Raw genomic sequence first — 13,904 nt, 5'->3', positions numbered from 1 at the left:
GCGTCCCGGCGCTTCGCCGCCCGCGTTCTCCCTCCATCCCTCAAGGCTCCGTACACTCGTCCCCCTCTCCGGGCGACGCGCTCAGCGATCCCGGACACGGCCAGCCGCCGGACGTCTCCTCGCGCGTCCCGTCGACGTCGCCGACGCCCGGCGGCCCGGCGGGGACCGCGACGACGACGACCGTCCGCGTCTCGAACGCGACCGGCTCCGTCGCGCCGAGCGCGACCGACTCGCCGTTCACATCGACGCTGACCTCGTCGGCTTCCCGGACGTACTCGAACGGGCGGTCGGGCGTCCCGACGTTCGCACGAAGCGCGAAGCGCGGGTACTCTCCGCGCACCTGAACGTTCCACGCGTTGACCGTCGCCACCCAGTACCCGGGGACCGGCGCGACGGGGAGTCCCGCGCCGACGCTCCGAACGGGCTTCGGCACCCGCTCGTCCGGCACCGACGCGACCGCCTTCCGGGCGCGGGACTCGATCCTCGACTCGACTCTGTCTCGACGAATCGTCCGGGACGCCGTCGTCGTCGCGTCGACGAAGCGAGCCGGGACGCGGACCGCGTCCCGTCCCGCCGCCTTCCGCGTCTCCATCCGGAGGTGCGCCGCGAGGCCGAGCCGTTCGGCCCTCGACAGCGACCCGACCCGGGCCGCCTCGCTCGCGACGCGGTTCGGGTACTCGCCGTCGCCGACCGCGACGGCCCTGTCGCCGAGCGAATCGTACTCGGACGCGACGCTCTCCACGACCGCGTTCCGCTGCTCGCGCGAGAGGTCGGTCCGTTTCGCGAGCCGGTCTTGTAACGCGTCGTCGACGCGTCCCAGCGAGGCGTCAACCCGTCCGGCGAGCGCGTTTCGGTCGGCCCGTAGGTCGTCGTCGTCGGCCGCCGCGAGGGCCTCGTCGGCCGCGAGGAGCGATCGCCCGGCGACGCCGAGACGGACCGTGTCGTCGGTGCCGAGAATCCGGTCGGCGATCCCGCCGGAGACGTCGCTGTACGGGAGCGTGGCGTAGTTCACGTTTCGAGCCGCGAGCGGCCTCGTGGTCGTGCCGGCGACGCCTTCCACGCGCTCGCCGTCGACCGCGGTCCGCGGGAGATACCCCGGCGACCCCTCCGGAGCGAATGTGACGGCGCCGGCGGGCCCCTCGTCGCCGACCGCGTAGGTCCCCGGGTCGCGTGCGGCCTCGCGGCTGGCGATCACCTCGCCCACGGGCGGTCCACCGAACGCGTCGTTCACGCGGTCGAGAACTCCGTTAGACGCCGCCTTCCTGTCGTCCGACGCCGATTCGAGCTCCCCGATCACGGCGTCGAGATACGCGACGCGGGCGGCGACGCGCCCCCGGTCGACCGCGCCGTCGTACCGCCTCGGGGCGTCGCGTAGCGCGTCGCGCCGATCGCGCACGGCCGCGGCGAGATCGCCGTACGGCGTCGACTCGCCGACCGCGGCGTCGGCCATCGACGCCTCGGTCTCCAGGTCGCGGACGCGCTCCGACAGCGTCGAGATGTCCGCCGCGATCCGGTCTAGGTCGGCGCCCGATCGGTCGCCGTACACGACCGTCGACCGCCTCTCGTCGCCCCGTTCGACGGCGTCGCGAGCCAGCCGATCGACGTCGCCCGCCGTCTCGACGTTCAGCTCTGCCCTCGCGGCCGCCGGCGTGTCGGCGAGGTCGGGCCCGGCAACGTCCCGGTCGGCGGCGCCGAACGTCGCCGTCGGCCCGTCGGGGGCGTCGTCGCGCGGCGCGTACGTCCCGGTCACCGACACGCGGACGCGGTACCGGTCCGTCGCCTCGTCGCTCGTCACGGCGCGGTCGACGCTCACGTCCTGTACCGTTCCGTTCGGTCCCCGTTCGACGACCCGTCGCTCCCACGTCGCTGTCGCTGCGCGCTCGACGACGACCTCCCGAGTCGCGCCGCCGAACGACACCGACTCGCCGGCCGACACCGTCTCGCCGTCGGTTCCCGTTCGGAGGTCGCTCCCGTCGGCGACGCGGACGCGCTCCGTCCGCGACGTGTCGACCCGCCGCCAGGGCTCTCCGAGCTGCGACCGGGGACGACCCGGGCTCACGGGACCGCCCTCGACGACCCGCGTCGCCTCCGCCTCTAGGGTCGCCTCGACTCGGTGGCTCGCCCGCACGATCGATTCGAGGTCGTCGTGGACGCGGGTCGCGGCGCGGTCGGCCGCGTGCCCGACCTCGACCGACGCCGTCTCGCTCGTCGGATCCGTGGCCGAGTCGAACGCCGCGTCCTCGCTCGTCGCCGCGTTCCCGTCCGAGGCCGTCCGCTCTCTCTCGGTCTCCGCCGTCGGCGTCGGCGCTCCGAGGACGGCGTCCGTCCAGGAGGCTTCGTCGACGCCGGTCGGCGACAGCAGGTCGGTCACACCGGTCCGGGCGGTCGCTCGCGCGACGCCGCCGCGGGCGTCGGGATCGCTCGTTCCGAACACATCCCGCTGGACGCGGACGATCCCGGCGTTCGTCGACAGCTCCACGTGGCGGTTCGCGACCACGTTCTCGACCGGTGCGCCGGCGTACTGGCCGTACCCCCGGGCCCACGCCATCGCGTAGAGGCTGGCCGTGACCTGTCGCCCGAGTCCCGGCCCCTCGACCGGACCGCGGTTGAGTCGGCGCTCGAACCGCTCGGTCCGCTCGTGAGCGGCCAACGTCGGCACCGCGACCGTGACCGTTCGGGACCGCGTCCGGTTCACGACGGTTCGCCCGTTCCGGGTTGCGGTCGTCGCGACGCCCTCGAACGTCACTCGCGTCGCGGTCCCGTTGGCGACCCGCTCGACGCGGACCCGCTCGCGCGCGGCGACGAGGTCGCTCGGCGACTCGACGGCCGGTAGCGACGCGGTCGCCGTCACGGTGCCGATGTCGCTCTCGACGGCACCCAGCGCCTCCGATCCGGCGACCGCGAGTCGGATCCGGAACGCGTCCTCGAAGGCCGATCCCTCCCGGACGGCCTCGGCCGCCGCTCCCGGTCCACTCGGTGGCCGCGTCACCGGCTCCGCCGCCGCCTCGTGGGCGGCCTCCCGGGCCGCGCTCCTGAGCGCGGCGGTGGCGTCGGCGTCGACTCGCTCGACGGCGCGTTCGACGCGGCGGTCCTCGCCGACGAGCCCCTGCTCGGCGAGTCCGGCGGCGTACGCCGAACTCGTCACGAGCAGTAGCACGCCGACCAGCGCGAACGGGACTCGCGCCCGCTCGTCGACCGCGAACGTCCGGCTCCGTCGGCCGGAACCCGCCCGACCGGAGTCGCTGCCCTTCACGCTCACCACCTCCGAACGACGATCCGGACCGTAGCACCCGCTCCGCGTCGGTCCGATTCCCCACCGCCGTCGACTCCTGCCGGAAGCGGCTGTCTGACGACCGCGACCCCGACGGTGGCGTCTCGCGGCGGTTCCGATCCGACGGCGACCACCCGTCGGGTCTCGTCCGCGGTCGATCCGGACGAGTCGGCCGCCGGTTCCGTCGTTCGAGACGCGCCAGGCGCCCGGTATCGCTCCGGCACCCCACCCACTCTCTCCGCCGTCCGCGTCGGCCCGTCGAGGGCAACGTCGACGCGCGTCCGCGGACCGATCCCGGTGTGAACCGCGTCGATCGCGCGGCGGTCGAACGCCGTTTTCGTGCCCCCGTCACCGACTCGTTCGGCGACCAGCGCGAGCAACTCCGCGCGCGTCGCGTGGACTCGTCGGGTGTCGTTCGGCGCGCCCTCGTCGGGATACGCCACGGTCTCGGTCTCGGTGACGAGCCGGTCGGCGGCGTCGGTCGCGGTCGGGCCGTCGGGGCCGCCGGCGTCGCTCGCGCCGAGCGCGACGACGCTCGCGGAGACGCAAAGCAGCAGCACGGTCACGTCGAGGACGGTGCTGGTCACCGCCACACCACCGCCCGGAGCGTTCCGCGGACGTTACGGCCCGGCGCCACGCGGACCGTCACCCGTCGCTCGGCGACCGCGACCGCTTCCGGGGTCCGGACTCCCGGCGGTCCCGGCGCGTCCGGCCCCGACGCGGCCAACCACCGCTCGCCGTCCGCCTCCAGTTCGATCGCGATCGCGGTCCCCGGCGCTTCGACCCGCCGCATCCGGTCCGGGTCGAGGACGCCGCCGACGGTGACCCTCCCCTCGACCCGGTCCAGTGCCGACTTCGCGGCCGACCGACGGTCGTCCGGCGCCGCGTCCGCGAAGGCGCCGGCGTATAGCCCCAACGCGAGTCCGACGACCACCACCGCGACGAGCGCGGCGATCGGCTCGACGGCGGCACGGTCGGCGGTCGGGAACGCCGCGCTCGGCCCGTTCCGAGTCGCCGACGCGCCGGATTCCGTGGAGTCACGCGACACGCGGGATCACCCGACCAGCGTGACCCGGACGTCACCGTAGTGTACGCGCCGGACTGTTATCCGCCTCGGTGCGGTCGTCCACCTCGCGTCCGCCGCTCGCGCACGCTCGGCGGCCGCCGCGAACGACGCCGGATCGTCGAACGCTGCGTCCGGAGGGGCGCCGTCGAGGACGCGCCGAAGCCGGGCGTCCGTCGCCGCGCCCGGCGTCACCCCCGCTGCCGGTCGGACGACCGGGGTGATCCGCGGGGCATCGAGCGTCGCCCGCGCCGTCCCTCCCTCGTCTCTAAGCGAGACGGATCCCTCCGCGAGCCGGAGTCTGTCCGCCGCGATACCGTGTTCCGCCGTCGCCGGGTACGACCCGTCCGCGACCGAATCGACGGTGCGCGCGACGCCGTCCGCGTCCGGCGGCGGCGACGCCGGGAACGCGGCGGCCACGCCGACGGCCGCGACGCTCACGACGGCCAGACCGAGCCACGCGTACGTGGCGTCGAGGTGCGTCTCGAACATGGCGCGGCTGGCCGCGCTTTCATACATAAACGATCGGCCCCGAGCGTCGCGGTCGATCGAGGGCCGACTGCCCCACCGATCGGGCTCAGAACAGGAGTCCGGCGCCGGCGAACGCGACGAGGAACGTGGCCGTCGCCGTCGGCAGCGCGATCCCGACCCGATAGGCCACCAACGTCCGGTCGAATCCGCGCTCCAGTCCGGTCGCCAGCCCGGTGAGGAGGGCGGCGAGCAACAGCACGTACGTCCCCACGATCCGTCCGAGCACCGGCACCGACAGGGCAGCCGTTCCGCCGGTCCTCGCGCCGTCGCTCGCCGCCCCGCTCCCGCCAGCGGCCACTCCGCTCTCCGCGCCCAGTCCGCCTCCGCCGAGCGCGTCGGCGCCCGCTGCCGCTCCGGCTCCCAGGCTCCCGACATCGGCGGCGTCGATCCCGGTCGCGAGCGCGACGGTCGCTCCACCCACGAGCGGCGCGAACACCGCCGCGGTGTTCGAGAGCGTCCCCGTCACGGTCGCGAGCTGGCGGCGCGCGTCGCGTTCGAGTTCCCGTAGTGACTCCAGCTGGTCGGCGAGCTCCAACAGGACGTCGCCGGCGGGACGCCCCTCCCGCGCGGCGACGGAGAGCAGCGCGATCGCCCCGCGAACCCGGGACGACGGCACGTCCGCGGCCGGCCCGCCCTGTCCGAGAAACGCCTCGCGGACGCCGACGCGCAGCGTGTCGCTCCGCCGACCGGCGCGCTCGAACACCTCGCCGGTCGCGCCGTCGAGCCGCTCGCCGGCGTTCGCGACCGCGGTCTCGACCGCGACCCCCTCCGCCACGTCTCCGCCGATCACGGTCATCGCGTCCGGCAGCCCCCGCTCGACGCCTCGGACCTCGGACAGCACCGCGCGGCGGGGTCGCGCGAGGACGAACAGCGCGCTCCCGACTCCGACGCCGACCCCCGCGACCGGCCACGCCCACGGCGCGACGACTCGCGCGGCGACGGCGGCCGCGGCCGCACCGAGGGCGCAGCCGACGACCAACGCGTGGCCGCGTCGGTTCGGCACGTCGGGATGGTCTCCGCCGATCTGCGGCGGCGGAAACGCCACCGGGCGACGGGAGAGCAGCCACGCCGAGGCGGCCACCAGCCCGCCCGGAAGCGCGATCAGGTACAGGCCGGCGACGAGTCCGGAACCCACCGCGACGCCGGCGGCGGCGCCCGCGGGAAGGAGCGCGATGAGTGCCAGCGGGAGCAGCACGCCGAACGCGTACAGCGCCGAGACCGGCCCGCGGACGGAGCCGACGAACGACGCGAGCCGATCGGTCGTCCCCGAAAGCGTCGCGTCGAGGGCGCGGTCGAGGCACCGCCCGCGGCGCTCCGGCGGCGCGGTCGCCGCGGTCCGGACCAGCGCGGCGGCGCGGTCTATCGCCGGGAACCACGGAGTCCACTCGCGAGCGAACGCTCGAAGGCCGCTCGTCGGCCCGTCCGCACAGCCCCGTTCGTGGCGGGAGAGAGCCGCGGCCAACGGTCCCTCTCCCGTCCGGCCGGCGAACCGCACCGCACGCTCTGTCGAGGGATCGAGCCGCATCCGCAACACGAGCCGCCCGACGAGCCCCGGCGCCGCGCCCAGCGCCCGCGTCCGCCGGAGCGACGCGAGCCACACCGGCGCCCGGTGGACCGCGTGTACGCCGCTGACGGCGGCGGCCAGTCCGGCCGGCGCGGCGACGACCGCGCCGGCAGCGAGCGCCGCGGCCGCGGCGACAACCGCCCCGACGACGACGCCGGCCCGGTACCCGATCGCCACGACGCGCTCCGCGGAAACGCCCCAGCCGAGAAACGCGACGGCCCGCCGCAGTTCTTTCGAGGCGGTCGCGTCGTCTTCTCCGTCGACACGAGCCGACCACTCGGTCGGTTTCGACCGGTCCTCGTTCATGCGCCGCCTCCGTGCTTCACTCCTCCCTCGCGTGGTCGATCGGCCGGGGCTCCCACGTCTCCGCTCGGATCGCCGGATACGTCTCCCCTGACGTACCGCGCCGGCGAAACGCGTCCCGCCCGAACCGCCTCGCGGATCCGGTCGCTCCGCCGATCGATGACCTCCCGAACCGCCGCGTACGATTCGTTCGTCCCCCCGAGCGCCTCGATGAGTCGACTCTCACCGCGGTCGATCCGACCCGTGCCGACGAGTCCCCGTTCGGTCCGCTCGAACAGCGGATCGAAGCTCACGCCGCCGTCGCGGTCGCCGACCTCGACGATCGACTCCACGCGGTGGTCGTCGAGCACGGCGATCAGATCGGTCGCGGCGAACGACGAGCGGGGGACGCCGAGGTCGGTGACGACGCGTTCCTCCACCCCGGCCGGGTCTTCGCCGTGAATCGTCCCCAGCACCGTCTCGCCGGCGGCACCGACACGCATTGCCTCGTACAGCGCCTGCGCCTCCTCGCCGCGCACCTCGCCGACGCTTATCGCGCCGCCGCCCATCCGGAGCGCCGTCCGAACGGCGTCCGCCGGGGCGAGTTCGGCCCCGTCACCGACGCAGAGTCGCTGCGCGTCTCGCCCGGCGTCCGCGAGGGCGTCTACCGGGAGTTCCGGCGTGTCCTCGATTGCGATCGCCCTCGTTTCCGCGGGCAATTCCCACAGCAGTGAGCCGAGCGCGGTCGTCTTCCCGGCTGCCCGGCCGCCCGCGATAAGCCCCGCTACCCCGCGTTCGACGGCCACCGACAACAGCCCGGCCGCCGCGGGCGTGAGGGTGTCGACGGACACCAGTCGCGCGAGCGTCCACGCCTCCGGATCCCCGCGTCGGAACGTGAACGAGAGCCCGTCGCTGGCTGGGGCCGTGACCGCGGCGACCCTGACCCGACCGGTTTCGGACTCGATCGTCGCGTCGAGCGTCGGCGTGGCCCGCGAGAACGCCCGACCGCTCGACCGGCGGAGCCGCGACGCGAGCGTGGCGGCCCCTTCCGGGGGGAGCCGCACGTTCGTCCGACACCGCTCCCCGTCGAGCACGACGCGGAGCGGGTTCTCCGCGACCGGCGCCGTCACCGTCGCGTCGCTCACCCTCTCGTCGGCGAAGACGTGTTCGAACACGCCGTAGCCGTGCGTGTGTCGGCGCAGGATCTCCGTCAGATCGGCGACCGGGTCGCCGTCTTCCGCCGCCGCCCGCACCGCTCGTCCGGGGGCCCTGTCGCCGCCGCGGGGGTCGTCGAGCAGCCGGTCTCGCGCCGCGGCCAGCGTCGCTACGGCGTCGGCGTCCAGATCGACCGTCGGCGGCGTGAGGTGGTACGTCCTGAGGGAGTCGTCGCCGTCGTAGAGCCGGACCGTCGCCCCGGTCGGCACCGTCCAGCGATCGACCAGCGTCGCACCCGGCGGCGGCGAGGCCGCGACCCGTGCGGTCGCGGCCGTCGGACCGACGTGGGCCCGCAGGCGATCGCTCAGAACGCTGTCGCTCTCGGGCCAGTTCTCGCCGCCGCCGAGATCCTCCGCGGCCGACAGCAGCCCCGTTTCGGCCGCGATGCGCTTCGTAGGGCCCGCCCGCCCGGCGGCCTCTACCGCGGCGCCGAGCGGGTCGCGGAGGACTCGTTCGGCGAGCCGCTCCTCACGGAACCCGACCCGCTCGCGGAACCGTCCGGCGGCGGTCAGGAGGTCGGCCGCGCGGTCGGCGTACGACCGCTCGCGGCCGCGGTGTCGTGTCCTGATCACGTCGGCGTCGCGGTCGCCGAGCGCCTCCACGACGGTCGCGAGACAGTCGGCGCTCGCGGCGAGGTCGCCGCGTCCGGGACACGCGCCGGCGTCGACGTCGAGTATAACCCTGTCCTCGACGCCAGTTCCCACGGGCTCGCGAAACGCCGGCTCGCACCGACACTCGTCGCGGTCCTCGTCGACCCACGGGAGCGCTCGGAGCGGCGTCTCGCCGGCCCCGTCGGCGAGTTGATCGGTGATACCGAGGTTCATGACGGGCGTGCCCGCGGTTTGTTATATAAGTCGTCGGCCGTCCCGCCGTTCCGTTCCGCCGCGTCTCGAAACGATCCGCGTCGTCCCGGTCTGCCCTGTCGTAATCTATTCTGTCCCGCGCCGTCGCGTCCCTCCGCCCCGGTCTACCCCGCTCGGTTGATCCGGACCGTCGGCCCCTCGTCGTCGACGTACCGGAGCCGAATGCGGTTCGTCCCGCCCGGGCGAAGTTCGATCGGTCCGCCGCCGAGATCGACAGTCACCTCCACCGGTCCCGTTCCGACGCGGACCGTGCGCTTCGGCCGGTCCTCGACGCGGTACGCGAGCACGACGCCGCCCGGCCTGTCCGGCGGCTCGACGAGCGCGACGCGGTCGACCTCCGCCGCGGCGAACCCAGTCGGGACCCGGAAACGCACCGTCGCCTGCGCCGCCAGGGCGGGGTCGTCTACGGGCGACGATCCGGCGACTACGCCGCCGATCGCCCGCTCCAGACGGTCTGCCTCGGCGCCGATCCGGTCCGCCGTCGTCGCGGTCCGGGCCGTCTCGATCGCGGGCATCGACGCCGTCAGCAGCGCGACTGCCACGAGGACGGTGAGGGCCACGCGGATCACGGCTCGCTCACAGCGACTCCCGGAGGCGGTCGAGCGCGTCCGTCGCCCACGCCCCGCCGTCGCCGTCCCCGGCGGCCTCGTCGGTTCCGCTGCCGCCGGTACGCGGTCCGGACCGCGAGCGATCGTCCGGCAGGGCGGCGTCGAGGGCGCCCTCCGACGGAACGGTGTCGTCGGCCCGCTGCCCGTCGCTCGCGCTGCTCTCGCGGCCGACACTGCCGCCGCTCCGTTCGTTCTCTCGCCCGGCCTCGGTCGCTCTCGCGAGCGCGAGGTCGGCCCGGCGCTCGACCTCGCGGTTGACGGCCCGGATCGCTCCGGCGTAGCCGCGGACCGCCTGCGTCGCCGCCTCCAACTCCGCGACGCGCTCCTCGAGGTCGTCGAGCCGCGACTCGAGTCGCTCGCGCTCGGCCGTCGCCTCTGCGTCCGCGGCGGCGTCGACCGGCCGCGCCTCGCTCCCGGTCACCGCGCGCTCGACGGCGCGGAGCCGAGACTCGATCCGGTCGTCCGGTCCGTCCGCTCCCGTCGGCGTCGCGTCCGTTTCCGCGTCCGTCGGCTCCGCGCCCCGCGCGTGATCGGTCATGCGGCCTGTTGCCCACGGTCTCACTCTTAAACGTCGGGGAAAGGATATTATCGGGGGAACCGGTACGTCTGGGCATGAAAGCAGTCCTCCTCGGCGTCGGACAGGCGGGCGGTAAGCTCACGACCGCCCTCGCGGAGTTCGACGCCGACGCCGGCTACGGCGCGGTCCTCGACGCGATCGCTGTCAACACCGCCGCGGCCGACCTCGACCCCCTCCCGCTCGAAACGGTCCTCGTCGGGCAGTCGCGCGTCAACGGTCACGGCGTCGGCGGCGACAACGAACTCGGCGCCGAAGTGATGGACGAAGACGCGGTCGAGGTGTTGGACGCGCTCGCCCCGAAGGTCACCGCGGAGGCCGAGGCGGTCTTCGTCGTGGCCGGCCTCGGCGGCGGGACGGGCTCCGGCGGCGCGCCGGTCCTCGTCCGCGAGCTGAACCGGGTGTACGACGTACCTGTGTACGCCATCGGCGTCCTCCCCGGTCGCGACGAGGGGACGATGTATCAGGTGAACGCCGGCCGGTCGCTCAAGACGCTGGTCCGCGAGTCAGACGCGACGATCCTGCTCGATAACGACGCGTGGCGCTCGGCGGGCGAGTCCGTCGAGGGCGGCTACGAGGCGATCAACGCCTCGATGGCGAAGCGGATCGGGCTCGTCCTCGCCGCCGGCGAGGCGGTCGAGGGCGTCGCCGAGTCCGTCGTCGACACGAGCGAGGTGATCAACACGCTCCGGGCGGGCGGGATGGCCGCGGTCGGGTTCGCGTCGGCGCCCGCCGCCGAGGACCCGCAAGAGAACGTCAACACCGTGACGAGCGCGGTCCGGAGTTCGGTGATGACCGGGCTGTCGCTGCCGAGCGCCACCGACGCCGACGCCGCCCTCGTTGCGGTCGCCGGCGGCCCGGACCGGATCTCCCGGAAGGGCGCGGAGAAGGCGCGGAAGTGGCTTCAGGAGGAGACGGGGTCGATGCAGGTCCGCGGCGGCGACTTCCCGCTCGACTCCGACCGGATCGCCGCCTTGGTCCTCCTCGCGGGGGTCGAGCGCTCGCAGCGCGTCGAGGCGTTCTTGGAGCGCGCTCGGCAGGCGGTCCGCGACGAGCGCGAGGAGAAGCCCGACCCGGCGGCCGCGTTCGAGAACGACGAGATCGACGACCTGCTGTGAGGCCCCCGCCCTCCCGCGCGGCGCGGCTCGGGGCTCCGGGGCGGGATAGCTTCCGCACCTTTTTGTTCTCGCCCGGTGGAGTCTCGGCCGATGACTAACCCGTGGGACGACTGGGACCACGTGCTGAAGGTCGACCCCGACAAGGACCTCCGGGCGGGCGAGACCTTCGAGGACGTCTGCCGGACCGGGACGGACGCGATCGAGATCGGTGGGACCCTCGACGTCACCGCGGAGAAGATGACCCGCGTGGTCGACGCCGCCGCGGAGTACGACGTGCCGCTGTACCAGGAGCCGTCGAATCCGGGAGTCGTGATCGACTCGCCGGCGCTCGACGGCTACCTGATCCCGACCGTCTTCAACGCTGGCGGCCCCTTCTGGATAACCGGCGCCCACAAGGAGTGGGTCCGGATCGACGACCTCGACTGGACCCGGACCCACACCGAGGCGTACATCGTGTTGAACCCGGAGGCGTCGGTCGCCCGGCTGACGGAAGCCGACTGCGACCTCAGCGCCGACGACGTGGCGGCCTACGCGAAGGTCGCGGAGCGTATGTTCGGCCAGGAGATCGTCTACGTCGAGTACTCGGGCACGTTCGGCGACACGGAGAAGGTCGCGGCCGCTCACGACGCCTTAGACGACGCCACGCTCTTTTACGGCGGCGGCATCCACGACTACGAGTCGGCCAACGAGATGGCCGCTCACAGCGACGTGATCGTCGTCGGCGACCTGCTCCACGACGAGGGCGTCGACGCCGTCCGCGAGACGGTGAAGGGCGCGAAGGACGCAGGGGACTGAGGGGGACGGGTCGGTCCGTCGCCAGTTAGTCGGCCGCGTACCCGTCCAGCATGTTCTCGACGTACTTCGCGATCACGTCTACCTCCAGGTGCACCGGGTCGCCGACCGACTTCTCCGAGAGCGTCGTCAGGTCGTAGGTCGTCGGGATGACCGCCACGTCGAACTCGCCCGCGCGCTTCTCGGCGACCGTCAGCGAGATGCCGTCGAGCGTCACGGACCCCTTGTCGACGAGGTAGTCGCCGTGTCCCTCCGGAGTCGCGAACGTGAACCGCCAGTCTTCTCCGACGCGCTCGATTCCCGTCACCTCGGCGACGGTGTCGACGTGTCCTTGGACCACGTGGCCGTCGAACCGCCCGTCGGCGGGCATCGCGCGCTCGACGTTGACGGCGTCCCCCGCCTCGATCCCGCCGAGGTACGTCTTCGCGACCGTCTCGCTCGCGAGGAACACCGAGAACCAGTCGCCGCCGTCGGTCGTGCCGCCGTCGTCGCTCCCGTGCTCCTCGACGGTCAGACAGACGCCGCTCACGCTTATCGACTGGCCGTGGTGGAGGTCGTCGAATCCGTCGACGCCGATCCGAAGCCGGAGGCCGTCGTCGGTCTCGGTCCGCTCGCGGACCGTACCGGTGCCCTCGACGATGCCGGTGAACATACCGGAACTGGGGGCGGGCGACGGATATCGGTTCTGGGTCCGGCCGGGCTCAGGGAGCTCGACCGCCCGTCGTCGCGGCCGGGCCCCTTTTGCCCCCCGGGGATCAACGGAGGGTCGATGCGACTCGGAGTGCTGGACATGATCGGGCTGGCGGCGTCGCTCGTCTTCGCGCTCCCGCTCGCGAACTACGCCGTCGTCCGCCTGTTCGCCGGCGAGGTCGCGCTCGGCGCCGGCCTGCTCGTCGTCGCCGCCGCGATGGTCGTCCTCCCGCAGTACTTCCTCGACCCCGCCACCATACTCCGACGGCTGCTCTCGGGACTGTTACTGCGACAGCTTCGTGGAGACGACGACGCCGCCGGCTCCGAGGGCGATTCGGTCGAAAAGTGACTCGGCCCGGCTCTCACTCCCGCCGCCGGGCAACGATCGCGACGACGAGCACAGCGAGCCCGCCGGCGACGACCCCGAACCCGGGCGCTTCGAGGCCGAGGACGCCGTCGCGTTCCTCGACGCCGATCTCCTCGTCGACGACGAGCACCTCGCGCGCGCTCGACTCGTTGACCGCCTCGTTCCCGCGGACGGTCAGCGTCGCGCGGTCTCCGTGGGTCGTCCGACGCAGATCGAAGGCCGCGCTAGCCGTCCCGTTCTCGACCGTCGCCGCTTCGGTCATGAGGAAGCTCGGGCTCGCGTCGCCGTCAGAGCGGATCCGGAGGGTCACGGTCTCGCCGTCCTCGGCGGTCACCGGAACGCTCAGCTCGGTCTCCGCCGGGGCGACGACGAGATCGGCCGCCTCGACGTCCGCCTCGGTGACCGTGACGGCCTCGGCCGACTCGCCGTCGGTCGCGCCGTCCCCGCCGCTTCCGTCGCCCCCGCTTTCGTCGCCCGTTCGGTCTTCGACGACGAGCGTGGCGACGTCCGCGGGGTCGCCGCCGACGAACAGTTCCGCGTCGTAGCTTCCGGGAGCGATCGCCTCGCTCAGGGTCGTCTCGTAGTCGATCTCCACCGCGCCGCCGTCGGCGGCGGTCAGCGGGGCGCCGCTCCCGCCGGTTTCGGCGTGGGTGAAGACGAGCGTCGTGACGCCGTCGCCGTCCGGCGTCACCGTGGCGCGGAGTTCGTATCCGACCTCCTCCTCGTTGCCGACGACGACCTCGAACGCGTCGACGCCGTCGGTCTCGACGGTGAACTCGGCGCTCCCGTCCTCGCTTACGGTGACGACGCCCGCGCCGAGTTCGGCGGTTCCGTCGGCGGCCGCGACGCCGCTCCCGGCGACGACGACCCCGACGAGCGCCGTCGCGGCCACGAGAACCGCCACCGCCGTTGAACATCTACGCCTCGCGATACGCCAGACCGATTCGGACCCGGCGGTGGCGCCGG

At 73.8% G+C, this 13,904-nt stretch carries 13 protein-coding genes; 3 read left to right on the top strand and 10 right to left on the bottom strand.

Features of this window, described 5'->3' with window-relative positions; genetic code table 11:
• Positions 1-40 precede the first annotated feature (40 nt).
• From EXE41_RS07005 to EXE41_RS06970, 8 genes are all read right to left on the bottom strand, one after another.
• Positions 41-3,262 (bottom strand): hypothetical protein, encoded by a 3,222-nt coding sequence (locus tag EXE41_RS07005; protein WP_137690635.1) that lies wholly within the window; start codon positions 3,260-3,262, stop codon positions 41-43.
• Positions 3,256-3,864, bottom strand: a complete 609-nt coding sequence (locus tag EXE41_RS07000; protein WP_137690634.1) for a hypothetical protein — start codon at positions 3,862-3,864, stop codon at positions 3,256-3,258. The genes EXE41_RS07005 and EXE41_RS07000 overlap by 7 nt, the downstream gene beginning before the upstream one ends.
• Positions 3,855-4,319, bottom strand: coding sequence for a hypothetical protein (locus EXE41_RS06995; RefSeq protein ID WP_049931732.1), 465 nt, complete (start codon positions 4,317-4,319; stop codon positions 3,855-3,857). The genes EXE41_RS07000 and EXE41_RS06995 overlap by 10 nt, the downstream gene beginning before the upstream one ends.
• A 6-nt stretch (positions 4,320-4,325) precedes the next feature.
• A complete protein-coding gene (locus EXE41_RS06990) occupies positions 4,326-4,826 on the bottom strand; it encodes a hypothetical protein (protein WP_137690633.1) in 501 nt (166 codons plus the stop codon).
• Between the two features lie 85 nt (positions 4,827-4,911).
• Positions 4,912-6,735, bottom strand: a complete 1,824-nt coding sequence (locus EXE41_RS06985) for a type II secretion system protein (RefSeq protein WP_137690632.1) — start codon at positions 6,733-6,735, stop codon at positions 4,912-4,914.
• Entirely contained in the window at positions 6,732-8,750 is a 2,019-nt protein-coding gene (locus EXE41_RS06980; RefSeq protein WP_137690631.1) for an ATPase, T2SS/T4P/T4SS family, read from the bottom strand. Before EXE41_RS06980 ends, EXE41_RS06985 begins: the two co-directional genes overlap by 4 nt.
• A gap of 143 nt (positions 8,751-8,893) precedes the next feature.
• Complete coding sequence (locus tag EXE41_RS06975; protein ID WP_086216921.1) at positions 8,894-9,358, bottom strand: hypothetical protein; 465 nt, start codon at positions 9,356-9,358, stop codon at positions 8,894-8,896.
• A gap of 7 nt (positions 9,359-9,365) precedes the next feature.
• Entirely contained in the window at positions 9,366-9,935 is a 570-nt protein-coding gene (locus EXE41_RS06970; RefSeq protein WP_086216920.1) for a hypothetical protein, read from the bottom strand.
• A gap of 74 nt (positions 9,936-10,009) precedes the next feature.
• Between EXE41_RS06970 and EXE41_RS06965 the strand changes: the two genes are divergently transcribed.
• The gene (locus EXE41_RS06965; RefSeq protein WP_137690630.1) at positions 10,010-11,089 is read left to right on the top strand and encodes a tubulin/FtsZ family protein; all 1,080 of its coding nucleotides are present in this window, start codon (positions 10,010-10,012) and stop codon (positions 11,087-11,089) included.
• 90 nt (positions 11,090-11,179) lie between these two features.
• Complete coding sequence (locus EXE41_RS06960; RefSeq protein WP_137690629.1) at positions 11,180-11,884, top strand: phosphoglycerol geranylgeranyltransferase; 705 nt, start codon at positions 11,180-11,182, stop codon at positions 11,882-11,884.
• Between the two features lie 25 nt (positions 11,885-11,909).
• On the opposite strand, the gene EXE41_RS06955 is transcribed toward EXE41_RS06960, so the two are convergent.
• Positions 11,910-12,533: a riboflavin synthase gene (locus tag EXE41_RS06955; RefSeq protein WP_094495468.1), complete on the bottom strand. Its 624-nt coding sequence runs from the start codon at positions 12,531-12,533 to the stop codon at positions 11,910-11,912.
• Positions 12,534-12,650: 117 nt separating this feature from the next.
• Here EXE41_RS06955 and EXE41_RS06950 point away from each other — a divergent pair, with 117 nt between their 5' ends.
• A complete protein-coding gene (locus EXE41_RS06950) occupies positions 12,651-12,920 on the top strand; it encodes a hypothetical protein (protein ID WP_137690628.1) in 270 nt (89 codons plus the stop codon).
• 13 nt (positions 12,921-12,933) lie between these two features.
• Here EXE41_RS06950 and EXE41_RS06945 read toward each other — a convergent pair whose 3' ends face one another.
• Positions 12,934-13,842 (bottom strand): BGTF surface domain-containing protein, encoded by a 909-nt coding sequence (locus tag EXE41_RS06945; RefSeq protein WP_241987205.1) that lies wholly within the window; start codon positions 13,840-13,842, stop codon positions 12,934-12,936.
• Between the last annotated feature and the right edge of the window lie 62 nt (positions 13,843-13,904).

The sequence above is a fragment of the Halorubrum sp. SD690R genome, from assembly GCF_005435035.1.
Classification (GTDB): Archaea; Halobacteriota; Halobacteria; order Halobacteriales; family Haloferacaceae; genus Halorubrum; species Halorubrum ezzemoulense.
Note: the sequence above shows the minus strand (reverse complement) of the source record. Positions and strands in the feature narration are given on the sequence as shown.